General features: G+C 71.6%; 22 protein-coding genes. 11 read left to right on the forward strand and 11 right to left on the reverse strand.

Annotation, left to right across the window (positions count from 1 at the left end):
* Positions 1-59: 59 nt before the first annotated feature.
* On the forward strand, positions 60-230 hold the full coding sequence (locus YWW_RS38275) for an FIMAH domain-containing protein (RefSeq protein ID WP_425402702.1): 171 nt from the start codon (positions 60-62) through the stop codon (positions 228-230).
* A 117-nt stretch (positions 231-347) separates the two neighbouring features.
* On the opposite strand, the gene YWW_RS36945 is transcribed toward YWW_RS38275, so the two are convergent.
* The 6 genes from YWW_RS36945 to nhaA all read right to left on the reverse strand — a co-directional run bounded on the left by YWW_RS36945 (position 348) and on the right by nhaA (position 6,090).
* The gene (locus YWW_RS36945; protein WP_211228604.1) at positions 348-812 is read right to left on the reverse strand and encodes a hypothetical protein; all 465 of its coding nucleotides are present in this window, start codon (positions 810-812) and stop codon (positions 348-350) included.
* Entirely contained in the window at positions 809-1,213 is a 405-nt protein-coding gene (locus tag YWW_RS0116945) for an SgcJ/EcaC family oxidoreductase (protein WP_026931032.1), read from the reverse strand. The genes YWW_RS36945 and YWW_RS0116945 overlap by 4 nt, the downstream gene beginning before the upstream one ends.
* 146 nt (positions 1,214-1,359) lie before the next feature.
* The gene (locus tag YWW_RS0116950) at positions 1,360-1,944 is read right to left on the reverse strand and encodes a PadR family transcriptional regulator (RefSeq protein WP_026931033.1); all 585 of its coding nucleotides are present in this window, start codon (positions 1,942-1,944) and stop codon (positions 1,360-1,362) included.
* A 183-nt stretch (positions 1,945-2,127) separates the two neighbouring features.
* On the reverse strand, positions 2,128-2,967 hold the full coding sequence (locus YWW_RS0116955; protein ID WP_026931034.1) for a serine protease: 840 nt from the start codon (positions 2,965-2,967) through the stop codon (positions 2,128-2,130).
* 174 nt (positions 2,968-3,141) lie between these two features.
* The gene (argG, locus tag YWW_RS0116960; RefSeq protein WP_026931035.1) at positions 3,142-4,587 is read right to left on the reverse strand and encodes an argininosuccinate synthase; all 1,446 of its coding nucleotides are present in this window, start codon (positions 4,585-4,587) and stop codon (positions 3,142-3,144) included.
* A 129-nt stretch (positions 4,588-4,716) separates the two neighbouring features.
* Complete coding sequence (nhaA, locus tag YWW_RS0116965) at positions 4,717-6,090, reverse strand: Na+/H+ antiporter NhaA (RefSeq protein WP_051325951.1); 1,374 nt, start codon at positions 6,088-6,090, stop codon at positions 4,717-4,719.
* Positions 6,091-6,419: 329 nt separating this feature from the next.
* Here nhaA and YWW_RS0116970 point away from each other — a divergent pair, with 329 nt between their 5' ends.
* Positions 6,420-7,370 (forward strand): oxidoreductase, encoded by a 951-nt coding sequence (locus YWW_RS0116970; protein WP_026931037.1) that lies wholly within the window; start codon positions 6,420-6,422, stop codon positions 7,368-7,370.
* A 66-nt stretch (positions 7,371-7,436) separates the two neighbouring features.
* Here YWW_RS0116970 and YWW_RS0116975 read toward each other — a convergent pair whose 3' ends face one another.
* Complete coding sequence (locus YWW_RS0116975) at positions 7,437-8,984, reverse strand: Hsp70 family protein (protein ID WP_081687544.1); 1,548 nt, start codon at positions 8,982-8,984, stop codon at positions 7,437-7,439.
* A gap of 160 nt (positions 8,985-9,144) precedes the next feature.
* On the opposite strand from YWW_RS0116975, the gene YWW_RS0116980 reads away from it, so the two are divergent.
* Positions 9,145-9,993: a helix-turn-helix domain-containing protein gene (locus tag YWW_RS0116980; RefSeq protein ID WP_026931039.1), complete on the forward strand. Its 849-nt coding sequence runs from the start codon at positions 9,145-9,147 to the stop codon at positions 9,991-9,993.
* Between the two features lie 45 nt (positions 9,994-10,038).
* On the opposite strand, the gene YWW_RS0116985 is transcribed toward YWW_RS0116980, so the two are convergent.
* The 3 genes from YWW_RS0116985 to YWW_RS0116995 all read right to left on the reverse strand — a co-directional run bounded on the left by YWW_RS0116985 (position 10,039) and on the right by YWW_RS0116995 (position 13,972).
* Positions 10,039-10,926: an oxidoreductase gene (locus YWW_RS0116985; protein WP_026931040.1), complete on the reverse strand. Its 888-nt coding sequence runs from the start codon at positions 10,924-10,926 to the stop codon at positions 10,039-10,041.
* A gap of 359 nt (positions 10,927-11,285) precedes the next feature.
* Complete coding sequence (locus YWW_RS0116990) at positions 11,286-11,885, reverse strand: hypothetical protein (protein ID WP_026931041.1); 600 nt, start codon at positions 11,883-11,885, stop codon at positions 11,286-11,288.
* A 179-nt stretch (positions 11,886-12,064) separates the two neighbouring features.
* The gene (locus tag YWW_RS0116995; RefSeq protein WP_026931042.1) at positions 12,065-13,972 is read right to left on the reverse strand and encodes a glycoside hydrolase family 127 protein; all 1,908 of its coding nucleotides are present in this window, start codon (positions 13,970-13,972) and stop codon (positions 12,065-12,067) included.
* 473 nt (positions 13,973-14,445) lie between these two features.
* Between YWW_RS0116995 and YWW_RS0117000 the strand changes: the two genes are divergently transcribed.
* Both YWW_RS0117000 and YWW_RS31150 read left to right on the forward strand, forming a co-directional pair.
* Positions 14,446-15,423: a LacI family DNA-binding transcriptional regulator gene (locus YWW_RS0117000; protein ID WP_162145965.1), complete on the forward strand. Its 978-nt coding sequence runs from the start codon at positions 14,446-14,448 to the stop codon at positions 15,421-15,423.
* Positions 15,424-15,598: 175 nt separating this feature from the next.
* Entirely contained in the window at positions 15,599-16,003 is a 405-nt protein-coding gene (locus YWW_RS31150) for a DUF7144 family membrane protein (protein WP_051325952.1), read from the forward strand.
* Between the two features lie 52 nt (positions 16,004-16,055).
* On the opposite strand, the gene YWW_RS31155 is transcribed toward YWW_RS31150, so the two are convergent.
* Positions 16,056-17,357: a hypothetical protein gene (locus tag YWW_RS31155; protein ID WP_051325953.1), complete on the reverse strand. Its 1,302-nt coding sequence runs from the start codon at positions 17,355-17,357 to the stop codon at positions 16,056-16,058.
* A 333-nt stretch (positions 17,358-17,690) separates the two neighbouring features.
* Here YWW_RS31155 and YWW_RS0117015 point away from each other — a divergent pair, with 333 nt between their 5' ends.
* From YWW_RS0117015 to YWW_RS31160, 6 genes are read left to right on the forward strand one after another with little or no spacing between them, the layout of a single operon-like run.
* Positions 17,691-18,359, forward strand: a complete 669-nt coding sequence (locus YWW_RS0117015; protein WP_026931044.1) for a GAP family protein — start codon at positions 17,691-17,693, stop codon at positions 18,357-18,359.
* 43 nt (positions 18,360-18,402) lie between these two features.
* Positions 18,403-18,891, forward strand: coding sequence for a DUF1269 domain-containing protein (locus YWW_RS0117020; protein ID WP_026931045.1), 489 nt, complete (start codon positions 18,403-18,405; stop codon positions 18,889-18,891).
* A 28-nt stretch (positions 18,892-18,919) separates the two neighbouring features.
* Positions 18,920-19,054: a hypothetical protein gene (locus tag YWW_RS37825; protein WP_281171012.1), complete on the forward strand. Its 135-nt coding sequence runs from the start codon at positions 18,920-18,922 to the stop codon at positions 19,052-19,054.
* 10 nt (positions 19,055-19,064) lie between these two features.
* A complete protein-coding gene (locus YWW_RS0117030; protein WP_026931046.1) occupies positions 19,065-19,745 on the forward strand; it encodes a GAP family protein in 681 nt (226 codons plus the stop codon).
* 19 nt (positions 19,746-19,764) lie between these two features.
* On the forward strand, positions 19,765-21,426 hold the full coding sequence (locus YWW_RS0117035; RefSeq protein ID WP_026931047.1) for a SulP family inorganic anion transporter: 1,662 nt from the start codon (positions 19,765-19,767) through the stop codon (positions 21,424-21,426).
* On the forward strand, positions 21,423-23,159 hold the full coding sequence (locus tag YWW_RS31160) for a SulP family inorganic anion transporter (RefSeq protein ID WP_211228605.1): 1,737 nt from the start codon (positions 21,423-21,425) through the stop codon (positions 23,157-23,159). Before YWW_RS0117035 ends, YWW_RS31160 begins: the two co-directional genes overlap by 4 nt.
* Positions 23,160-23,206 lie beyond the last annotated feature (47 nt).

Consider the following 23,206-nt stretch of genomic DNA (forward strand, 5'->3'; position numbering starts at 1 on the left):
TGGACGAGCTGCGGGACGCCTTCGAGGCCTACGCCGGCGAGCTGCGCTGGTCGGACCGGGTGATCCTGTCGCTCAAACTCTCGGCCGCCGAATGGCAGCTCGAACGCGGCAAGACCGCCCAGGCGATCACCTCNCTCGAGACCTTCGCGTTCTTCGCCGACCGCGCGGACGGTGAGGCCGGGAACGTCCTGGCCCACCAGGCCAGGCAGGTGATCGAACAGCTCAGATGACTCGACGGCGAAAGCGGGGCTCCCGGCCGGGAACCCCGCTTTCGTCTTTCGGCGGTGGTGACAAGGGGAGCCCTTCGGTCGAGACGGCCGGAGCGCTTCCCTTGCGGGTGGGCGCGGTCAGGCGGCGACCGTGTCCAGGACGCGCACCTCGCAGCCGAGGCGTTCACCGACGTCGCGGACCGTGTCGGCGAAGGCTCGGCGGCTTTGGTCCTCGAAACCGATGAAGAACCGGTTGGCCAAGGGCACGGCCCAGCGGCTCGCGGCCGAGGCCACGTTGTAGATCCGGTGCGTCAGGCGCGTGCGCGGCCCTTCCCGGTCCAGTGTGTACTCGCCTCGGTACCACCAGCCGCCCTGTGTCGCGATGGTGCGGCGGGCCCGGTCGACCTCGACGGTCAGCCGGTAGTGGTCCTGGGCGACCGTGAAGCGCTCGGGGCCGCCGGTGACCGCGCCGGACGATTCGCCCAGCAGCCACACCCGGCCCGGTCCGGGCGGTCCGGCCTCGACGTCCAGGATCGCGTCCTCGGCGCGCTCCAGCGGGATCTCCAGGATCGCCGCGAACCGCGCCATCGGGGCCCGTCTCATCGCGGGGCTCCGGGCGGCGCGGTGCGGCGGGTGTTCTGGAACGAGGCGAAGCGCCACCGCTCGCCGTCGCGGACGGCGGTGAAGGTGACGATGGACTCGCGGTCGGACGGCACCTCGCCGCCGTCGTCGAGCGAGGTCCCGCCGGCGGCCACGATCAGCGCGACGTCGGGGGTCAGCATCCTGATCGTGCGCTCGCCGTCCATGCCCATCCGCGAGCCCTTGAGCGGCCCTTCGAACAGCATGCGGTGGGATTCCTCGATCGCCCGCCTGCCCTGCATGCGGGCGCCGAAGAAGGTGATGTAGTCGGCGTCGGGGGTGAACGCCGCGGCGTAGGCGGCGGCGTCGCCCCGGTTCCAGGCCTCGGCGAGTTCGCCGAGGGCCCGGTCGATCTGTTCGTTCATGTCGCGTCTCCTCATGGTGTGCGTGGGCACCCGACGCGGCGGCTGGGCTATGGTCGCGATTGAGCGAATCGCGGATGCCGGTGCCGCCTCGCGGTGCCGATTCGGATCGTGGGTCGGTGCGGGTGTGCCAGCACCCGCGCCGGCCGTCATTCGTTCAGCGGCGGCACCTCCCAGACGATTCGTCCTTCTCGCAGGTCGTCGGCCAGGCGCTCGGCCCATTCGAGCTCGGCGGCCTCGCGGGACCGCTCGTATTCGAGTTCGAGCAGCACGATCCGCGGCAGCCCGGCGTCGGCGAGGTCGGCGAGCGAGCGGTCGGCGGCCTCGACGCGTTCGCGCAGCGCCGCGGACCGGGCCCGCAGGGCTCCTTCGGCCTGTTCGGGCGGTAGGCCGCCCATGAGCGAGACCGCGGCCACGAACGGCGTGGTGTCGCGGCCGACGGCGGTCAGCAGGTGCCGCAGCCGCTCGGCCAGCTCGGCCCGGCCCCGCTCGGTGATGGCGTAGACGGTGCGTTCGGGGCGGCGGCCTTCGCGGGTGGTCTCGACGGGTGCCACGAGCTCGTCGGCGCAGAGCCGGTCGATCGCGTGGTAGAGGCTGCGCGGCAGCCCGGTCACGTAGTCCTTGTGCGTGTCGATGATGAATCGGTGCAGGTCGTAGGCGTGTCGCGGCCCTTGCGTGAGGATGGCCAGGGCGGTCAGGCCCACCAGGTCCGGCCCCGCTCGGCGTCCCGCCACGGCTCGCTCCGTTCATAGTGCATAAATCCTTATTGCATTATGCAATATAACAGTGATGCCCGGCGCCGTCAAGCCGAACGGGCGGAGCCCCCGTCCGACGCCCGCCTCTCGCGGGGACGACCGGGGGCTCCACTGGAGACGGCGAGGGCCGGGAGGACCGCCCCTCCCGGCCCGGCGCGAGCGCTACTCCTCGGCCTCCCAGTCCGCGATGACCTCGGCGATCGGGTCGTTGAAGTCGTCGACCTGGGCGTAGACGCCCGGGCTGCCGGGCTCGGCGCAGCCGTCACCCCAGCTGACGATGCCCACCAGGACCTGGCCGCCGTCCTCGGCGGGGGCCATGAGCGGACCGCCCGAGTCGCCCTGGCAGGAGTCGACGCCGCCGTCCTCGAGGTCGCCCGCGCACAGCATGGTCTCGTCGTCGAACTCCTCCTGGTAGGCCTCGGCGCAGTCCTCATCGCCGACGAAGGGCAGCTCGACCCATTCGGCGACGGTCGGGTAGCCGCCGCCGGTCTCGCCCCATCCGGCGACCTCGAGGGTCTCGAACTCGGCGGGGTCCTGGCTCATCGCGATCGGCTCGACGTCGACCGGCTCGGCGAGCCGGAGCAGCGCCCAGTCGTTGGCGAAGGCGACCGGGTCGTTGAAGTCCTCGGCGGCGTGCAGGTCCGCCACCGCGGTCTCGACGAGCGCGTCGGATTCGAGGTCGACCGAGCCGGAGAAGACCACGAGGCCCTCGGCCGTGGCGCCCTCGACGCAGTGCGCGGCGGTGAGGACGACGGTCTCGGTGACCACCGAGCCGCCGCAGAACTGCCGCTCGAACGGGGTGCCCTCGCCGGTGGCGCCGAGCCCCACGAGCCAGGGGTACTCCCCCTCTTCGGCGGGCTGGCCGCCGACGACCTGGGGCTCGAAGCCGCCGTCGGCCCTCGCCTCCTCGGCGTTGGCGGCGATGCCGGTCCAGGCGAGCGCCACGGCGCCGAGGCCCGCGGCGACGCCCGCGCCGAGGCGGAGCAGTCGTTTCCGCTTCATGTCCACTGTGATCCTTTCGGGGTGGATGCGAAGGTTAGACCGTTTGGCCTTCCTGATCCCGAAAGTACCCACATCGTGCCAGGACCCCTCCCGGCCGCGTGTGGTCGATGCGGACCGTTTCGGCCGTCGCCACGCTCAGGAGACGACCGGCCGCTCCTCCGGTTCCGCGCCCGGTCAGTCGGTGCCGGACTCCATGGCGGCGTGGTCGAGCCACTCCCCGCCGGGGGCCTCGCCGCGCGAGGCGATCGTTCCGGCGCCGCCCTCGGGCATCGACTCGATCAGGCCGGTCGAGGCGGCCTGCGCCGCGCCGATCATCGTCGGGTGCGAGCTGCCGACCATGCCGATCCCGGCGTACTGCTCGAGTCTCGCCCGCGAGTCGGCGATGTCGAGGTTCCGCATGGTCAGCTGGCCGATCCGGTCGACGGGCCCGAACGCGGAGTCCGCGGTCCGCTCCATCGAGAGCTTGTCGGGGTGGTAGCTGAACGCCGGGCCGGAGGTGTCGAGGATCGAGTAGTCCTCGCCGCGCCGCAGCCGCAGCGTCACCTCGCCGGTGACGGCCGTGCCGACCCACCGCTGGAGGGACTCGCGGATCATCAACGCCTGCGGGTCGAGCCAGCGGCCCTCGTACAGCAGCCGGCCCAGCCGCCGCCCCTCGCTGTGGTAGATCGCCAGCGTGTCCTCGTTGTGGATCGCGTTGACCAGCCGCTCGTACGCCGCGTGCAGCAGCGCCATGCCAGGCGCCTCGTAGACGCCCCGGCTCTTGGCCTCGATGATCCGGTTCTCGATCTGGTCGGACATGCCCATGCCGTGCCGGCCGCCGATCGCGTTGACCTCCATGACCAGCTCGACGGGGGATTCGAACTTCCGGCCGTTGACGGTGATCGGACGCCCGTGCTCGAAGCCGATCGTGACGTCCTCGGCCTCGATCGGGACCGAGGCGTCCCAGAACCGCACGCCCATGATCGGCTCGACCAGTTCGATGCCCGCGTCGAGGTGCTCGAGCGCCTTGGCCTCGTGGGTGGCTCCCCAGATGTTGGCGTCGGTCGAGTAGGCCTTCTCGGCGCTGTCCCGGTAGGGGAGCTCGCGCTCGGCCAGCCACTGGGACATCTCGGTGCGCCCGCCGAGCTCGGTGACGAAGGCGGCGTCCAGCCAGGGCTTGTAGATCCGCAGCGAGGGGTTGGCGAGCAGGCCGTAGCGGTAGAACCGCTCGATGTCGTTGCCCTTGAAGGTCGAGCCGTCGCCCCAGATCTGGACGTCGTCGTCGAGCATCGCCCGCACCAGCAGCGTGCTGGTGACGGCCCGCCCGAGCGGCGTGGTGTTGAAGTAGGCGCGCCCGCCGGAGCGGATGTGGAAGGCCCCGCACGCGAGCGCGGCCAGCCCCTCCTCGACGAGCGCCGCCCGGCAGTCGACCAGCCTGGCGAGCTCCGCGCCGTAGTCCTTGGCGCGGGTGGGCACCGAGGCGATGTCGGGCTCGTCGTACTGGCCGATGTCGGCGGTGTAGGTGCAGGGCACGGCGCCCTTCTCTCGCATCCAGGCGACCGCGACCGAGGTGTCGAGGCCCCCGGAGAAGGCGATGCCGACACGTTCACCGACGGGCAGGGAGGCGAGCACTTTCGTCATAAGAATGATTATGCGTAAGTATGCATTCTCATGCAAGAAGGTTGTGACTCCTTTCACTGGACATTCCTCGGCGGCGGGCGCGGCCCGGCCGGGCGGACACGCGATGACCGCGGCCGCGGCGGCGGGGGATCACGCGTCTGTCCGCCGCTTCCTGAGGATTCGGACGCTGCGGGGCGCGGTGAGCGCGACCAGGCCCGCGCCGACGAGCGCGGCGATGATGGAGCCGACCAGGACGCCGATCTTGGCCTCGTCGGTGAGCTGGCCGCCGCCGGGGAAGGCCAGTTCGGTGATGAACAGGGCTACGGTGAAGCCGATCCCGGCGACGGCGGCGATGCCGATCATGAGCGGCCAGGTGGTGCCCGCGGGCAGGCGGCCGATGCCGAGTCTGACCACGATCCAGGTGATGAGGGTGATGCCGAGGATCTTGCCGACGACGAGACCCAGGACGATGCCGATGGTCACCGCGGAGGTCGCCGCGGCGGCGAGGAGGTCGCCGCTGAGGACGACGCCGGCGTTGGCGAGGGCGAACAGCGGCAGCACCACGAACGAGGAGAAGGGGTGGTGGCGTTCCTGGAGCCGGTCGGTCGGGGGCACGGCGTCGCGGGTGAGCTTGACGAGCCGTTCGGTCTCCTCGGCGGTGAGGCCGTCCTTGGCCATCTCCTGGGCCTCGGCATGGGCGATGGCGGGGTCGAGCAGGGGCTTGGCCGAGATGATCAGGCCCATCATGACGCCCGCGATGGTGGCGTGGACGCCGGATTCGAGCATGGCGACCCACAGGGCGACGCCGACGATCAGGTAGACCGGCCCGGACCAGACGTTGAGCAGCCGCAGCACGATCGCGAAGACGAGGATGCCTCCGGCCGCGGCGAGCCAGGCCGTGGAGAGGTCCTCGGTGTAGAAGAGGGCGATGACGGTGATCGCGCCGAGGTCGTCGACGATGGCGAGCGTGAGCAGGAAGACCCGCGCCGGGGAGGGGATGCGGGAGCCGAACAGGGCCAGCACGCCCACGGCGAAGGCGATGTCGGTGGCCATGGGGATGCCCCAGCCGCCGGCGCCTTCGCCGCCGGCGTTGAGGCCGACGTAGATCAGCGCGGGGACGGCCATGCCGCCGATCGCGCCCGCGATGGGGGCGACGGCGTTGCGGACGCTGCGCAGCTCGCCGGAGACGATCTCGCTCTTGATCTCCATGCCGACGACGAAGAAGAAGATCGCCATCAGGCCGTCGTTGACCCAGTCCCTCGCCGAGTGGTGGATGGCGAAGTCCCCGAGCTGAAGCGTGATGTCCATGCCCCACAGGGCCTCGTACGAGTCCGCCCACGGCGAGTTCGCCCACACCATGGCGACGGCGGCGCAGACGAGGAGGACGATGCCGGCCGCGGGCTCGATCTTGAGGAACTCGGCGGCGGGGCGGCCCACGTAGCGGGCCAGGGGCCTGCGCGAGTACAGGAAGGCGGGCCGGTCGCGCCAGATCGAGGACTTCCAGGGCTCTTTGGTGGTCGGCACGGGTCAGGGCTCCGATCGGGTCGCTGGGACTGCTCTCGCCGACCAGACTTCCCGGCACACCGCGGACCACTGTACTGCATCGGCGGACGCGGCGCTTTCGGCTGACAGGCGGCGGCGGTCGGCGCGACCGCTTCACTCCCGGGCCGTCCTCCGCAGCCGCGGGAGGCCGCGGCGCGGGCGGTCGCTCGGTCGAGGCCGACGGCGGTGCGGACGGGCAGGGGGCGCGGGCCTTAGGGTACGCGTGCGGCACTGCCGTTGTCCAGGCGCGACTGCAACGGCCTGTCCTGCGGGTTTGCCTTGGAGTGCGCTCCAGGACCTAGCTTCGAGGCATGACCACACCGCAACGCAGGATCGATTCCGGATTCGGACACGACACCACTGCCGCCGAAGTCCTCGACGGCGTCGACCTCACCGGGAAGTTCGCCGTCGTCACCGGCGGCTACTCCGGCATCGGACTGGAGACCGCCAAGGCCCTCGCGGCGGCGGGCGCGGACGTCCTGGTCCCCGCCCGCAGGCCGGAGGCCGCCGAAGCCGCGCTCGGCGGCGTCAAAGGCGTCGAAGTCGACGAACTCGACCTCACCGATCAGCGCGGCGTGCGCGCCTTCGCGGACCGGTGCCTCGATGCGGGCAGGCACATCGACGTCCTCATGAACAACGCCGGCGTCATGGCCTGCCCCGAGACCCGGGTGGGCCCCGGGTGGGAACTCCAGTTCGCCACCAACCACCTGGGGCACTACGCCCTGACCAACCGGCTGTGGCCGCTGCTGTCCGGCGGCGCCCGGGTGGTCACCGTGTCCTCGGGCGGCCACCGGGGCTCGCCGATCCGCTGGGACGACGTGCACTTCGAGAACGGCTACGACCGCTGGAAGGCCTACAGCCAGTCCAAGACCGCCAACGTCCTCTTCACCGTCCGGCTCGACCGGCTCGGCCGGGCCGCGGACGTGCGGGCCTTCACGCTGGACCCCGGTGCCATCCTCACCCCGCTCCAACGCCACCTGACCAAGGAGGAGCAGCAGGAGATCGGCTGGATCGACGAGGACGGCAACGCGGTCCACGACTGGTTCAAGTCCCCCGCGCAGGGGGCGGCCACCCAGACCTGGGCCGCCACGTCACCGCGGCTCGACGGCATGGGCGGGGTCTACCTCCAGGACTGCGACATCGCCGAGGTCGTCGACCACGCCGACGCCGCCGGTGTCCGCCCGTACGCCATCGACCCTTCGGAGGCCGAACGCCTCTGGGCCTACTCGGCCGAGCTCACCGGCGTCGACGCCTTCACCTAGGGGGAAGACCGCTGTTGCAACCGCGGTGCCGCACGTGGAGCCGTCCGCGGCCGGGGTCGTGGGCGTTCAGCAGGTGTCGCTTCCGATGTAGACGTAGTCGATGACGATCTGGGCGTGCCGCGGGTGCCGCGAGCCGCCCGCCGGGCTCTGCGCGGTGACCTCGCAGCGGTCGTACCCAGGCGCGCCGCTGCCCGAGCGCTCGCCTTCGGCCACCACGTTCGTGAATCCGGCCTCGGCGAGGAGGCGTTCGGCCTCGGCGAGCGGCTCGCCCACGATGTCCGGCACCGCGGCCTCGGCCGCTTGGGGAGCCAAGGACTCTTGCGTGGTCGGGGCCGCGGCCGTCGCCGTGGCCGTGGTCGTGGTCGTGGTCGCCGGTGACGGCGAAGCGGTCTGGCCGCCGGTGCTCTCCTCGGTGACCGGCGGCTCGGGCGAGGTGGGCTCGCCGGCCGACTCCTCTTCGGCGCCGTCGGAAGCCGTCTCGCCGGATTCCGCCCCACCGGCCATATCGGGCGCGGACGGCGCCAGGCTGTCGGTGTCGAATGCTCGAGGGTCCGAATCCCCGCGGTCGAGCAGGGCCACACCGACGATGGCGACGAACGCGAGCACGACGACCGCCATCGCCACGAGCACGTCGGGGCTCGTGCGCAAGCGGGTGAGCCGCCCGGCGGCGGCCGGTTCCTCCACCGCTTCGGCCTTGCCGATCCGCGCGAGCCCGGCGAGCGCGACGCCCTCGGCGATCACCAGGTCCGGCAGCTCGGGCCGCACTGGTTCGACGCCGAGATGGTGGCCGACGACAGAGGTGATGAGCGGCGTCCGGCTCGCCCCGCCGAGCAGCAGCAGGGCCGCGATCTGGTCGGTCTCGACCCCGGCCTCCCGCAAGGCGTCCTCGATCAGGCTCACGATCCGCAGGACCGCCGGGGTGAGGCACTGGTCCGCGTCCTCGCGGCTCAGGCGAAGCACACGCTCGAGACCGGGCGGGTCGACGGTCGTGGCCGGCTGCTCGGAGAGGCGCTCACGGGCCCGCCGCACCTCCTCGAGCACCTCCGCGCGCAGCGCGGTCTCGCCGGGGTTCTGGACCCGCGCCCAGTACTCGGCGCCGGACTGGCGGAAGCGGTCGGCGAGATGGTCGAGCAGCAGCTGGTCGAACGCCCGCCCGCCGATGTCGTCGGCGCTCTTCGCGGCCTCGACCTTGTACCGCTCGCCCTCGCGGCGGACGACGGCCACATGGCACGAGGCCGCGCCGAGGTTGCAGACGACGAGCGGCGCACCGGGATCGGATCGGCGGTCTTGGACTTCGGCGAACTGCCGGGCGGCGGCCTCGGGCTCGAGCACCAGGAACGACGCGTCGAATCCGGCGTTCGCGGCCGCCTCGGCGTGGGCCCGGCGCCGGGTCGAGTTCCAGGTGGCGGGGACGGCGAGACCCACGAGCACCGGGCCGTCGGCACCGTCGGGCTCGGCGGTCCGGGCCTCGGGGTCGTCGGCGCCGGCGCGACTGGTCGCGCTTTGCCGCACGTCACGGACTTCCGGCCGGTCGTCGCCGCGACGCGTCGACACCGTCGTGGTCCACGACCCCAGATCGACCCCCACGGCGACTGGTCGGGGAGAGGGATGCATGACCGCGAGTCTATTGCCTGAAAACGACGGGAATCAACGGGTCTTGCGCGATTAGCACGGCTCCTTCCCCACCGACCGATGTGCCGCTCGTCGCTTCCCCGAGGAGTTCGGGCCGTCTCCGTCGCCGGGCCGCCCGCCGCCCGCGGGATAGGATCGACGGGTGCCTTCGGAAGTTCAGTCGTTCGGGAGTTTGCTCCGCACCTGGCGGGAGCGGGCGCATCCCGAGGAGGCGGGCATCGTCTCGGTCGGTCGCCGCCGGGCGAAGGGCCTTCGTCGTGAAGAGCTCGCCTCCCTCGCGGGAGTCAGCGCCGACTACATCGTGCGGCTCGAACAGGGGCGCTTCCGAAACCCCTCGGCGCAGGTCGTCACCGCGCTCGCTCGGGCGCTGCGGCTGTCCTCCAGCGAGACCGACCTGCTCCTGCGCTCGGCCGGCCACCTGCCGCCCGCCTTGAGCACCATCTCCGATCGTGTGCCGACCGCGGCGCGGCGCATGGTCGACCGCATGGCGGACCGTCCCTTGGCGGTCTTCACCGCCGACTGGACGCTCCTGTACGCGACGCAGCTCCTCTGCGACATGTTCGACATGCCTTCCGCGGCGGAGGCCGTGGGAGAGAACCTGGTCGTGCGGACCTTCGTCGACGAGGTCTCCTCGAAGATCGCCACGCCCGAGGGCGGCAACGAGGTCTTCGAGCGGGCGCTGGTCGCCGACCTGCGGATCTCGGCGAGCGAGCTCGGCGAGGACCCGGTCTTCCAGTCGCTCGTGACGACCGTCCGGGCGAAGAGCGCCCGTTTCGCCGAGCTGTGGGACGAAGGCAACGCGGCTCCGCATCTGAGCATGGCCAAGACGGTCCACAATCCGCTGGTCGGCGACATGACCATCGACTGCGACGTGCTGACGGTGGCGCACTCCAACGTCAGGCTCGTCGTGTGCTCGGCCCCGCCCGGCAGTCCCGACGCCGACAAGCTCGAGCGGCTGCGGGACCGATCGGCCCGGGCCGCCACCGCGTGAGCGGACCCGACGGCCGGCGCGACTGCCGGGCGGGCGGCGGAAGTGCTATGCCCCCAACGGGATCGCTTGAACCTTTTCGAGCCGTTCGAGATCGTCGGCGTCGAGTTCGATGCGCCCGACGGCCAGGTTCTCGTCGAGGTGGGCGATCGAGCTGGTGCCCGGGATCAGGAGCATCCGCTCGTACCGGCCGAGGAGCCATGCGAGCGCGATCTGCGTCGCGGTGGCGCCGTGCTTGGCGGCGACGGCGCTGACGTGCTCGTCGGCGGCGAGGTGCCTCGGTCCGCCGGCGCCGAAGGCCGAGCCGAGCGGGAAGAAGGGCACGAACGCGACCGCGTGCCGGCGGCACAGCTCGATGATGTCGTCATCGGTGCGGTTCAGGATGCTGTAGGCGTTCTGGACGCACACGGCTCCGGTGAGTTCGATCGCCGACTCGACGGTGTCCAGGTGGGCGTTCGAGATGCCGATCATGTCGATCTTGCCCTCCTCTCGGAGTTCGGCGAGCGCGCCGAGCTGGTCGGCCAGCGGCGGGTTGGTGAACTCGGGGTGGTCGCGTTCGAAGCGGCGCAGGTTGACCAGGTCGAGGCGTTCGACGCGCAGCGAGCGCAGGTTCTCCTCGACTTGGCGCTTGAGGGAGGCCGGGTCGGCGCTGGGAAGCCAGCCTCCCTTGTCGTCGCGGGCGCCGCCGACCTTGGTCGCCAGGCGCAGCCCTTCGGGGTAGGGGTGGAGGGCTTCGCGGATGAGGTCGTTGACGACGTCGGGGCCGTAGATCTGGGCGGTGTCGATGTGGTCGACGCCGTTCGCGACGGCGTGCCGCAGGACCGCCTTGGCGTTCTCGGGGTCGGCGGGCGGGCCGAAGACGCCCGGTCCCGCGAGCTGCATCGCGCCGAAGCCGATCCGGTTGACGGTGGTGTCGCCGAGGTTGTTCTCATTCATGCCTCGACGGTAGATACACAGGTGAGGCGGTGCCAGAGAACGCTTTTCATGGGAATGACACTCCCACCTCCGAGCCGTGCGCCCGGCGGCGGCGCCGCGCGGGAAGCCCTCGGAACCAGCACCTCCACCGGCGATGCCGCACTTCCCGACATCGTCGTGCTCACCGTGCGCCGCGGGCGGATCGCCCGCCTGCGCGATTACGTCGACCATCCCGCCGGCCGCGGCCGCCATAGAGCGCGGCATGTGACCGCGCCCCTGAACCCCGCCGTCCGATACGGCGTCGGCAGCCGCGCCGCTTCGGACATCGCAACGTGGCACCGGCCGTATATGCGGCGGCCGTCAAGAGCGGTTGCCGCCGGTCAGAGACGAAACTCCTTGTCCTGCCTGCGGGGTGACCACGCGAGTCGGTACGGGGTGTCGGCGCCGGGCTCTCTCGCGCCGATCACGTACTTGGAGGTGACGTCGAACTCCCGCGCGAACCTGCGCACGATCTTGACGCCGAGGGCGGTGTCCACCACGCGGCAGAACAGGTTCAACACGGTTCCTTCGAGCTCGTACTCGGCGGGCGGGTCGCCGCCGAGGTCATTGCCGTCGTAGTGGCCCACGCCGCGCCATCCGAGATACTGGTCAAGGGCGTCCTGTCCCTGTTCGAAGAGCCGGTCGTCGTCCGGATGCGAGAGGTCCGGCGTGTGGGTCCAGCACTGGAGGACCACCCAGCCGTGTTGGTCGTCGGGGACCGGGTGAAAGCCGTCGGCCGCCGCGTCCTCGGTGAACGCGCGGATGAACTCGGTCGCGGTGGGGCGGTTCGGCCGGGCCGGGCCCCTCGTGGTGTGGAAGCGGGACTTCCCCTTGGTGCCGACCTTGCCCTCGTGCGTCCATACCCCGTCGCCGTCGTTCCACGCCTCGCGGTAGTGGAGTGCGTCGTCGCCGTCTCGGCGATAGGTCTTGATCATGGCCATGGCATCCAGTATCGCCGTCGTGGGGGGGTCTTGGAGCATCCGGTCACCGCTTCGTCGCGGCTGTCCTACGTGTCCTGGACTGCGACCGGGCCGGCTCGAACGCGTCCCGGACCTCGATCGGCGGGCGATGCGGGCGGGTGAGTTCACCGGGGCGGGTCGGGCCCGCCCCGGTGGCCGGGTCATCGACGGGCCGGCGCCTCGCGGAGCCACACGGCCATGGTGCCCTTGCCGCGGTTGGCCCACCAGAAGTAGGGCACGGTCCGGATCGTCACGGGCTCGCGGGCCGGCTCGGCGGCGGTGTAGAGACCGCTCTCGACGTGGCGTTCGCGGATGCCTTCGACGGCGATCTCGTCGAGTCCGGTCGCCTCGTTGCGCTCGACGCGGAGCCGGGCCCCGGCCCGCACGGCGAGCGCCGGGACGGGCGCGATGTTGTCGACCTCCTCGGCGCAGTACACGATGGGGCCCTTCTGGAGCGCGACCTTGCCGAGGGCCGCCGCCACCCGGTGGTCGGCTCGCACGCGCTGCGGGGCCATGCCGAGGTCGAGCTCGATGACGGTGCCGGGCCTCCATTGCCGACGCAGCCGGAGGTAGCCGTGGTCGGCGACCGCCGCGACGGCGACGCCGTCGATCGTGAGCGCGACGGCGCCGGCCCAGTCGGGGACCCGCAGGCGCAGCGTGAAGTCGGTCGACCGTCCGGCGTCGACGGTGAGGCGGACGCGCCCGTCCCAGGGGTAGGCGGTGGCCTGGGTCAGGCGCACCTCGCGGCCGCCGTGGTCGAAGCGAGCGGTGCCGGCGGCGTAGAGGTTCACGGCGATGCCGTCGGGTTCGGCGGTGTAGAGGTAGTGCTCCAGGGAGGCCAGGAGGCGGGCCAGGTTGGGCGGGCAGCAGGCGCAGCCGAACCATTCGGACCGCTCCACGGTGCCGTCGGCGGCGAGCGGGTTGCCGTAGAAGTAGCGGGTGCCGTCGGCGGAGACCCCGGAGAGGACGCCGTTGTACAGGGCCCGTTCGAGGACGTCGACGTATTTCGCCTCGCCGGTGAGCAGGGCCATCCGCTGGGCCCAGAACACCAGGCCGATGGCCGCGCAGGTCTCGGCGTAGCCCTCGCGGTCGGGCAGGTGGAAGGCGGGGCCGAAGCCCTCGATCTCGGGCAGGGCGCCCAGCCCGCCGGTGAGGTAGAGCTTGGTGCCGGTGGTGTCCTCCCACAGGCGCTCGCACGCGGCGCGGAGGCCTTCGTCGCCGGTCTCGATCGCGAGGTCGGCCATGGCGGCGTACAGGTACATCGCCCGCACCGAGTGGCCCGCGGCCTCGGTCTGCTCGCGCACCGGGGCATGGGACTGGTTGTACCGCCGGTACCACTCGGCGCGATGGGACCGGTCCCCGAAGAACCGTCCGAAGTAGCCTTCGGTGCCGCGGCGCTCGCGTTCGGCGTCGAAGTAGTGCGGCTCGGTGCCGCGGTTGTCGACCAGGCGCAGCGCCAGGTCGAGGTAGCGGCGCTCCCCGGTGGCGCGGTAGAGCTTGACGAGGGCCAGCTCGATCTCCTCGTGGCCGTCGTAGCCGCCCTCGCAGGAGCCGCCGGGCCCGAACTCGCGGTCGATGAGGTCGGCGTAGCGGCGCACGATGTCGAGCAGGCCGGTCTTCCCGGTCGCTTCGTGGTGGGCGACGCCCGCTTCGATGAGGTGCCCGGCGCAGTACAGCTCGTGGGCGTCCCGCAGGTCGGTGAAGCGCTCGCCCGGTTTGACGACGGTGAAGTAGACGTTGAGGTAGCCGTCGTCCTGCTGGGCGCCGGCCAGCAGCGCGATCGCCTCGTCCACGGCCTCGTCCAGTGCGGCGTCGTAGCCGGAGGCGAGCGCGTAGGAGGCGGCCTCGATCCACTTGGCGACGTCCGATTCCCAGAAGATGTGCGGCTCGCCCTCGTCACCCGGCCTCCACGCGAGCTTGAGCGCCTCGAACTGGCCTCCCGCCCGCAGCTGCTCCTCCTGGTGGGGAATGGTCTGCTCGCGGACGATCCGGCGGCGCGGGCTCCAGAAGTCGTCGTCGATGGTCACCTGGGAGATCGGCAGCGGAGAGCGGGTCTTCGCGATGGACATGGGTTTCCTTTCGGGTGGGTGCCAGTGCGGTCGTGCCGCACGGTGCGGCGCCGAGCGGGCGGCGCGGTGGATCGTGTCGGTCGGGGTCGGTCGCGCGGCGGAGCAGACCGGCGCCAGGGGTGCCGGGAGTACGGCCCAGCAATATGGAACGAAAAGGGTTTCGATAGATTCACCGATTCCGGACACCCGGCCGCGCCGAACGCGGCCGCGCCGATCCCGGCGGCGCCGCAGGCCATGAGGTTCCTTCGATATACCACGTTCTGACTCCGACGCGGATTCGAAAGGGTGGTCCGTTCCATGAGCGATGCTCCTTTGCGCCGTGGCGCGATGCACTCGTGGCCTTCTCGAGCATGAGAAGTTTCGAAAAGGTTTTCGACGATGTTAAACTGAGCGTCGACTGCCTGTCAACCCATCCGAATCAGGGGAGCCCGATGCCGCCGGACACCACGCGATCCCATGCCACCCTGACGGACGTGGCGAAGGCCGCGGGCGTGAGCGTGGGCACGGCTTCGAAGGCCCTCAACGGCAGGTTCGACGTCAAGCGCGAGACCCGCGAGCGAGTCCTGCGCGCGGCCGATGAGCTCAACTTCCGGCCCAACGCGCTCGCCCGCGGCCTCCTGGCCGGGCGGACCCAGTCGGTCGGCGTCATCACCAACGACCTCGACGGCCGCTTCGCCCCCAAGATCGTCGTCGGCGTGGAGAACGCACTCGGAGCCGACCAGTCGAGCGTCCTGCTCAGCATCACCCGCGGCGACCCCGAACTGGAAGCGCACTACATCCGCTCGTTCCAGGAACGCCGCGTCGACGGGATCCTCATAGTCGGCAACATCCCCGAGTCGCGACCGCCCGCCCGAGGCCTGGACCGGACCCCGGTCGTCTACGTCTTCTCGCCCTCCTCCTCCCCCGAGGACGCCTCGGTCATCGCCGACAACGTGGCCGCCGGGCGCTTGGCGGCGGAGCATCTCATCGAGCAGGGCAAGCGGCACATCTACTACCTCGGCGGCCCCCCCGAAGAGGTCGCGGCCCGCGATCGCGGCCAAGGCACCAGAGAGCAGATCCTGGCCGCCGGCCTTTCGGTCTCGCCCTTGCAGATCCTCTACGGAACCTGGGCCGAGCAGTGGGGCTGGGACGCCGTCGGCGGCATTCTCGCCTCCGGCGCTCCGGTCGACGGACTCGTCTGCGGCGACGACCAGATCGCCCGCGGAGCCATCGACCGCCTCCTCAGCGAAGGCGTCTCCATTCCCGACCGAGCCGCGGTCATCGGCTTCGACAACTGGTGGATTCTCGCCCAGAACAGCCGCCACCCGTTCAGCAGCGTCGACATGGAACTCGAGGCGATCGGCGGCCGTGCCGCCCGCATCCTCACGACCGGCGCTCCCGCCCCGGGTGTGGTCGCCCACCCCGGGCACGTCGTCGCCCGCTGGTCGACCATCGGCGACGCCCCGCGCTGAACCACTCCCTCCTGGCCACCGGCACCGAACACGGCATCGCCGCGGGCGCGGCCGGCCCGCACCCGCGAACCGGCTGAAACGGTCCGGACTGGATCGTCGATCTTCGGATTCGGGCGTGCGGCGCCGTTGCCTCGGGGGAAGATGCGAATCGATACACGATTCGTTTGGAGGAGTCATGGCTCGGAGTGCAGTGGCGCTGGGCGGGACCGTCTTCGCGGCCTGGATGATGATCGTCGCGGGCGCCTGGCAGGTGCTGGTCGGCATCGCCGCGATCTCGAAGGACGAGTTCTTCGTCGCGGGCGCCGATTACGCCTATGAGTTCGACACCACCGGGTGGGGCTGGATCCATCTCGTCATCGGCGCGGTGGCCGTCGTCATCGGCTTCAGCCTGTTCACCGGAACCAGCTGGGCCCGGGCGCTCGGCGTGGCGATCGCGATCGGCTCTCTGATCTCGAACTTCATGTGGCTGCCGTTCCAGCCCTGGTGGTCGATCATGGTGATCGCGCTCGACGTGTTCATCATCTGGTCCCTGGTCAACGTCGGCGACGCCCTCCGCTTCCCCGATCAGGACAAGGAGTGAACGGGGCGATCCGGGGGTCGTATCCGGGACGCCGTCCCCTCGCCGTGTCGGCTCATCGCGTCTGCGGCCTGGGGCCTGTCGAAGCGCTCCGGGCCGCCACCTCGATGAGGGCGACGGCGATCAGCACGGCGACGGTCACCCACAGCACGCCTTCGACGCCGGGACGGCCCCACAGCACGAGCCAGACCAGACCCAGGGCGACCACCGCGAACTCCAGTACGCGCCGGTTGCGCGCCGCGAACCCGGCGACCGCGCCGAACCCGGCGCCGGTGCGGGCGAGGCCGCTCGCGGCGGCGTCTCGAGCCCGGACCAGTCCGCCGCGCAGTGTCGTGGCGAGCCTCCCCGGCCCGGTGAACCAGGCCGCGACGGCGACGATGAGCGCGAGGACGCCGATCGTCTGCGCCGCCGCCGCGAGGTTGCGCACCACGATGTCGTAGACGGCGGCGACGGCCTGCGGATTCCGCACCGTCTCCGGCAGCCCGGCGATCACCACCGTGCGCGTGACCGCGATCGCGGCCGCCAGCACCAGCATCGCGGCGGCGATGAACAGCGCGCCGAGCAGCAGGCCGCGGCGCCGCTTCGGAGCGAAGTAGACCCCCGCCGCCAGCACCAGCACGGCGGCGAGGGGCAGCGCCCACGAGAGCGTGTCGAGCAGACCGGCCGCCGCGCGGGCGTTGGCGAGCCCCCGCACCTCCATCAGCGGGAAGGTCACCGACAGCGTCGGCAGGTTCGCGGCGAGGTCGAAGCCGCTGTCGACCAGTCGCGTCTTGACCTGCTCGACCACCGGGCCGATGTCGAGGTAGAGCATGTCCCCCTCGATCGAGACCGTCTCGGATTCCTCGCCGGTGAGCAGCGCCTCCAAGGCGCGGTGCGCGGCCTGGTTGGCGCTCGTCCACAGTTGCGAGAACTGATCGCTGTAGACGACGGCGGTGACCTTGTCGGCGACGAAGGACTCCACCGCCGAGACCAGGGGCGCCGAGAGCGCGTCGACCGCGTCCGGGGCGCCCCGGGTCTGGATGGCGTCGACCGCGGTGGCGACGCGCTCGTCGAGAGCGAGCTGATCGTTGACGGTCGCGGTGATGCGGGCGGCGACGGCGGCCCGGATCTCGTCGTCCTCGGCGAGCGGGGCGACGGTCGTGACGTACCGGTCGGTGTCGAGCAGCAGGTTCCGACCGAAGACGGTCACGACCGACAGGAGCGCGAGCAGCGCGGCGACGAGCAGGACCACTGTCGAGGCGGTCCAGCGCGGCCAGCCGCCCCGCCCGCGGTCGGCGGCCGGGGCGCGGTCCTGGTGCAGGGCGCGGAGCCGTTCCAGCTCGGCGCGTTCGCCGTCGTCGATGGGCCGTTCGGACATCGGAACCTCCAGCGGAGCTGTGACCTGCGATGAGGTTATTTCTCCGGTGCGGAGCGCGCGGCGATTCGCGCGATATCGGCACTCGGTGCGATGGCGGTGCACTGCGCTAGGGCGGCCGCTTCGTCACTCCCGCGGTGGACGGCGGATTCCCGGATTCGTGCCTCCCCCGCCCCGCTGCGCGTCTAATTTGAATACACGACGAAAGGGGGCGAGGATGGAGACGCCTTGGCCCCGGCAGACCCCGCCCCGCCCCGCTGCGGGTCCGCTGATCCGCCGCGTGCGCCCTCGATCGTCATTCCCCTCCGCATCGGAGACCGGCCCCCGGGAGCGGCGATGTTCGGCCAGATCGTAGGGGAGATTCTGCCGCAGGCGATCGGCATCGCGCTGAGCCCGATACCGATCATCGCCGCCATCTTGATGCTGCTCTCGCCGCGGGCGAGGCGGACCGCGCCGGCGTTCGCCGTCGGCTGGCTGCTCGGCATCCTCGTCGTCGCGCTCGTGGTGATGCTCTTCGTGCCCGCCTCGGCCGCCGCCGGCTCGGGGGGCGGCGGCACGGCCGTGGGCCTCGTCAAGCTCGCGCTGGGCGCCCTGTTCGTGCTCATGGCGCTCGGGCAGTGGCGCAAGCGCCCCGAGCCGGGGCAGGAGGCCGAACTGCCGAAGTGGATGGCCGGGGTCGACCGGATGTCGCCGCCCGCCGCGCTCGCGGTCGGCGCGGCCCTGTCGGCGCTCAACCCCAAGAACCTGTCGCTGGCGCTGACCGCGGGCATATCGCTCGCGCGGCTCTCGGGCGGCGAGGCCGTCGGCGGCCTGTGCCTGTTCGTCCTGCTCGCCGGCTCCAGCGTGCTGGTGCCGGTGGTGATGTACCTGCTGTTCAGCGGGCGCATGGCACGCCCGCTCGGCGCGCTCAAAGACTGGCTGACCGCCAACAACGCCACGGTGATGTTCACCGTGCTGCTCGTCCTCGGCGCCGTCCTCGTCGGCAAAGGCCTGGCGGCGTTCTAGAACGAGCCCGAACAGTGAAGAACCACACGGAAAGGACCGACCGATGAGCGACCTCTACGTCATCGCCTACCCGGACGTCGCCACCGCCGACCGGGCGCGCGACAGGACGATCGAGTTGCAGCAGTCCAACCTGATCACGCTCGCCGACATCGTCGTCGCCGAGAACCGGGACGGCAAGATCAAGCTCCACCAGGCACGCAGCAACACCGGCCTCGGGGCCACCTCCGGTGCGCTGTGGGGCGGGCTGATCGGCCTGCTGTTCTTCATGCCCCTGCTGGGCATGGCCGTGGGCGCCGGCAGCGGGGCCCTCGGCGGGGCCGCGACCGACACCGGCGTCAACGACGGTCTCATGCGAGAGCTGTCCGAGCAGCTGACGCCCGGCTCGGCGGCGCTGTTCATGCTCGTCGAGCGGCTCACGCAGGACAAGGTCATCGAGGCGCTCGAGCCGCTCGGCGGCAAGCTCATCCAGACCTCGCTGTCCAACGAGGACGAGCGGCAGCTGCGCGAGGCGATCCAGGCCGCACGGGCCTGAGGCGAGGAGCGCGGACGAGGAGGTCGAGATGGGAAGCAGCGGCCGTTCGCGCCGCCGGCGCTTCTGGTTCACGGTCGTGACCGGGGCGGTCGTCAGCGGCGCCGTGGCGGGTGCGGGCGCCTGGTTCGGGCGCGCCAAGCGCACCGCACGCGGCGGCGACTGAGGAGGTTCGAGTGTGGGACGCGCTGGGGTCGATGCTGCCGTACGCGGTGGGCCTGCTGGTCTCGCCGCTGCCGGTCGCCGCGGTCATCATGCTGCTGGTGAGCGCCGGCGGCGTCCGCAAGGCGACGGTGTTCGAGACGACCTGGCTGATCGTCTCATTCGCCCTGGTGGTGGCGGTGGCGGCCGTGGTCCGTCAGACGCCGCCGCGCACTCGCGGTGAGACGCCGGTCTGGGAGGGGGTGCTCGTGCTCGTCCTCGGGCTGGTCATGCTCGGCATCGCCGTGCTGGTGGCGCTCGCCTGGTCCCGTCAGCGCGGCCAGGCCGGTGAGATCAAGGCACCGGCCTGGCTGCGCGCCCTCGACTCGATGTCGGTCATGAAGATCGCCGTCCTGGCCGGGGTGCTCATCATCGCCAACCCCGTCAACGCCAGCATGCTGATCGCCGCGGGCGTCGAGCTCGGGCAGCACCGCCTCGCGGTGGGCCGGGACCTCCTCCCGGCCGCGCTGTTTACCGTCATCGGCTCGCTCACCATGGTCGCGCCGTACGCGATCACCCTCGCCGCCGGGCGCGAGGCGGGATTCCTGCCCAGGGCCCGCCGCTGGCTGCTGCGCCACAACAACGCGCTCACCTTCTGGATGACGCTGGCCTTCGGGCTGCTGTTCCTGTCCAAGGGCCTGCGGGCCCTGATGTGAACCCAGAGAGGGGTCGGCCATGCCGGACTGGCTGCGGGGCTACAGGCCCGCCTGGCTGCGCTACGACCTGGTCGCCGGGCTCACCGTCTGGGCGGTGCTGGTGCCCGAATCGCTCGCGTACGCCACCATCGCGGGGGTCTCGCCGGTGGTCGGGCTCTACGCGGCCGTCCCCTCCCTGATCCTGTACGCCCTGTTCGGTTCCTCGCGGCAGCTGGTCGTCGGCCCGATGGCCGCCACCGCGGCCCTGTCGGCCAGCATCGTCGCCGTCTACGCCGACGCCGGGAGCGAGGACTACGCCGCCGTCACCACCGCGCTGGCGATCGTCACCAGCGCGGTCGCGCTCGCCGCGGGGCTCTTGCGGCTCGGTTTCCTGGCCGGGTTCATCTCCGAGCCGGTCCTCAAGGGCTTCATCCTCGGCATGGCGCTGACCATCATCGTCGGCCAGATCCCCAAGCTGCTGGGGATCTCGAAGGAGGAGGGGAACTTCTTCGAGCAGGCCTGGCACGTGCTCACCGGCCTGGGCGGGACCAACGGCTGGGCGCTCGGCACGGGCGCGCTCTGCCTGGCCGCGGTGCTCGGCCTCAAACGCTGGCTGCCGCTGGTGCCCGGTGCGCTCGTGGCAGTGGCGATCGGGATCGGCGCCGTCGCGGCCCTCGGCCTGGACGATCGCGGCGTGGACATCGTCGGCCGCATCGACACCGGGCTGCCCGCCCTGGGCCTACCCGACGTGGAGGCATCGGTGTGGGCGGGCCTCATCGGTCCCGCGGTGGGCGTGATGCTCATCGGCTTCGTCGAAGGACTCGGCGCGTCCAAGGCCTACGCGGCCGAGAACGGCTACTCGATCGACCCGGACCGGGAGCTCATCGGGCTCGGGGCGGCCAACCTCGGCTCCGGCCTGGCCTCGGGCATGGTGGTCAACGGCAGCCTGTCGAAGACGGCGGTCAACGGCGGCGCCGGGGCGCGCACGCAGGTCTCGAGCCTCACCGTGGCGCTGCTGACGGTGGTGACGCTCCTGTTCCTCACCGGCCTGTTCGAGCAGCTTCCCGAAGCGGCCCTGGCCGCGGTGGTCATCGCGGCGCTGATCGAACTGGTCGACTTCTCCGCGTTCCGGCGGCTGTGGCGGGTCTCCCTGGCGCCGCGGGGCACCTCGGCTTCCTTGGCCGCTCGCCCCGACTTCGTCGCCGCGTTCGCCGCGATGCTCGGCGTGCTGGTCTTCGACACCCTGCCTGGCCTGGTCATCGGTATGGTGCTGTCGCTGCTGCTGCTGGTCTACCGCGCCTCCCGTCCCAATCTGACCGCGCTGGGCCGCACCGGCAGCGGACACTGGGTCGGCATCGAGCGGCACGAGGGCGCGCGACCCGTCGCGGGCGTCGCCGTCGTCCGCTGCGAAGGCAGCCTGTTCTTCGCCAACGCCGACCGCGTCAAGGCGGCCCTCCTCGCCGCCGCGGCGGGCCACCGCGCCGTGGTCCTCGACGGCGGATCGATGCCGCTGGTCGACGTGAGCGCCGCTCAGATGCTCGCCGAGCTCGACGGGGAGCTGCGCCGGGCGGGAGTCGACTTCTATCTGGCGCACGACATCGGGCAGGTCCGCGACATCCTCCGACGCGCCGAGATCGACCTCGAACGGGTCTACCCCACGATCGACGAGGCGGTCGCCGCGGCCGGAGAGCGCGGCTCGTGAGCCCGGCGTGGAAGAGGCGCGCCGCCGCGCTGCTGCCCGACTCCCCGTGGGCGCTGGCTCCGGGGCTGGCGGTCTTGCGCGGCTACGACCGCAAGGCCCGGCTCAAGACCGACCTGGTCGCGGGCCTGTCGGTCGCGGCCGTCGCGGTCCCGGCGGGGCTGGGCATGGGCGAGCTCGCCGGGGTCGACCCGGTGGCCGGGCTGTACGCCACGATGTTCCCGCTGCTGGCGTACATGCTGTTCGGCTCCTCCCGCCAGCTGGTCGTGGGGCCCGAGGGCACGCTCTCCACCCTCACGGCGGTCACGATCGCGCCGATCGCCGCCGGGGACCCGGACCTGCTGCTGCCGCTGGCGGCCGCGATGGCGCTCCTGGTCGGCTTGATCCAGATCGCCGCGGGCGCGATGCGGCTGGGGTTCATGGCCCAGTTCCTGTCCAAGCCGATCCTCCTCGGATATGTCAACGGCGTCGCCGGCATCATCATCGTCGGGCAACTCGGCAAGCTCCTGGGCCTGGACATCGCCTCCAACGGCTTCTTCCCGCGGCTGTGGGAGAACGTCACCGAGGTCGCCTCGGCGCACTGGCCCACGGTCGCGCTCTCGGTCGGCCTGCTCGCGGCCTATCTGCTGCTGCGCCGCTTCGCGCCGCGTGTCCCCGCCGGGCTGGTCACGGTCACCGTGGCGGTCCTGGCCTCGGTCACGCTCGACCTGGAGGCCCACGGTGTCGCCGTGGTCGGCGATGTCGCCTCCGGCATCCCGCTGCCGGCGTTGCCGTCGGTCGGATTCGAGCGGCTCAGCGCCCTGGTCGTCCCCGCCGCGGGCATGGCGCTGGTCGGCTTCGCCGACGCGGCGGCGATCACCCGGGTCTACGCGAAGAAGCACGGGTACGCGGTCGAGGCCGATCGCGAGCTCCTCGGCCTCGGGACGGCCAACGTCGTCGCGGGCGTCACGAGCGCGGTCCCGGTCGGCTCCAGCGGTTCCCGGACGGCCGTCAACGACGACGCCGGCGGTGCCTCGCCCGTCGTGTCGATCGTGGTCGCGGCCGTGACCGCGGCCGTCGCCCTGTTCGCGACCGCGCTGGTCGAACCGCTGCCGAGCGCGGCGCTCGGCGTGGTCATCGTCGGCGCCGCCCTCGGGCTGGTCGACTTCGGAGGCGTCCGGCGTCTGCGCAGAGTCCACGACACCGAAGCGGGGCTCGCGCTCGCGGCGCTGCTCGGGGTGCTGGCCCTGAACGTCCTCGGCGGTCTGATGGTCGCGATCGCGCTCTCGGCGGGCGTGTTCGTGTACCGGTCGATCCGCCCCCACGACGCGGTGCTCGGGTCGGTCTCCGACGTCGACGGCTACCGCGACATCGTCCACCACCCGAAGGCGGCCCTGGTCGAAGGCATGGTCGTCTACCGGTTCGACGCGCCGCTCTACTTCCCCAACGCCCAGTACTTCACCGAGCGCGCCATGTCGCTCGCCGATCCGGCGCCGCGGTGGTTCGTCCTCAACTGCGAGGCGGTGACCTACATCGACGCCAGCGGCATCGAAGCGCTCGAAAACCTCCGCGACGAGCTGTCCCGGCAGGGCACGGTGCTGGTGGTCGCCCGGGCCCGCGCCGATCTGCGGCGCATGTTCGACCGCACCGGGCTGGCACGGGACCTGCCGGTCTACCGCTCGGTGCGCGCCGCGGCCGAGGCCTTCAGACGTCGGGGGGAGGGCTCCGGCGGCGGCTCGGACGCGGCCGACGACTGAGCCGGAAAGACGGGGTCGAGGCTCGGGGCGCATTTCGGCACGATGGC

Origin of the sequence: Glycomyces tenuis DSM 44171, assembly GCF_000427885.1 — a bacterium.
Taxonomy (GTDB): domain Bacteria; phylum Actinomycetota; class Actinomycetes; order Mycobacteriales; family Micromonosporaceae; genus Glycomyces; species Glycomyces tenuis.

Coding starts and splice junctions, on each gene's coding strand:
- YWW_RS0116985 (WP_026931040.1), bottom strand. CDS start 10,926: ATGAATGAGAACAACCTCGGCGACACCACCGTCAACCGGATCGGCTTC.
- argG (WP_026931035.1), bottom strand. CDS start 4,587: ATGACGAAAGTGCTCGCCTCCCTGCCCGTCGGTGAACGTGTCGGCATC.
- YWW_RS0116955 (WP_026931034.1), bottom strand. CDS start 2,967: ATGAAGCGGAAACGACTGCTCCGCCTCGGCGCGGGCGTCGCCGCGGGC.
- YWW_RS36945 (WP_211228604.1), bottom strand. CDS start 812: ATGAGACGGGCCCCGATGGCGCGGTTCGCGGCGATCCTGGAGATCCCG.
- YWW_RS0116995 (WP_026931042.1), bottom strand. CDS start 13,972: ATGTCCATCGCGAAGACCCGCTCTCCGCTGCCGATCTCCCAGGTGACC.
- YWW_RS37825 (WP_281171012.1), top strand. CDS start 18,920: ATGGGAAGCAGCGGCCGTTCGCGCCGCCGGCGCTTCTGGTTCACGGTC.
- YWW_RS0117035 (WP_026931047.1), top strand. CDS start 19,765: ATGCCGGACTGGCTGCGGGGCTACAGGCCCGCCTGGCTGCGCTACGAC.
- YWW_RS0116945 (WP_026931032.1), bottom strand. CDS start 1,213: ATGAACGAACAGATCGACCGGGCCCTCGGCGAACTCGCCGAGGCCTGG.
- YWW_RS31150 (WP_051325952.1), top strand. CDS start 15,599: ATGGCTCGGAGTGCAGTGGCGCTGGGCGGGACCGTCTTCGCGGCCTGG.
- YWW_RS31155 (WP_051325953.1), bottom strand. CDS start 17,357: ATGTCCGAACGGCCCATCGACGACGGCGAACGCGCCGAGCTGGAACGG.
- YWW_RS0116970 (WP_026931037.1), top strand. CDS start 6,420: ATGACCACACCGCAACGCAGGATCGATTCCGGATTCGGACACGACACC.
- YWW_RS0117015 (WP_026931044.1), top strand. CDS start 17,691: ATGTTCGGCCAGATCGTAGGGGAGATTCTGCCGCAGGCGATCGGCATC.
- YWW_RS0117020 (WP_026931045.1), top strand. CDS start 18,403: ATGAGCGACCTCTACGTCATCGCCTACCCGGACGTCGCCACCGCCGAC.
- YWW_RS0116990 (WP_026931041.1), bottom strand. CDS start 11,885: ATGGCCATGATCAAGACCTATCGCCGAGACGGCGACGACGCACTCCAC.
- YWW_RS0116975 (WP_081687544.1), bottom strand. CDS start 8,984: ATGCATCCCTCTCCCCGACCAGTCGCCGTGGGGGTCGATCTGGGGTCG.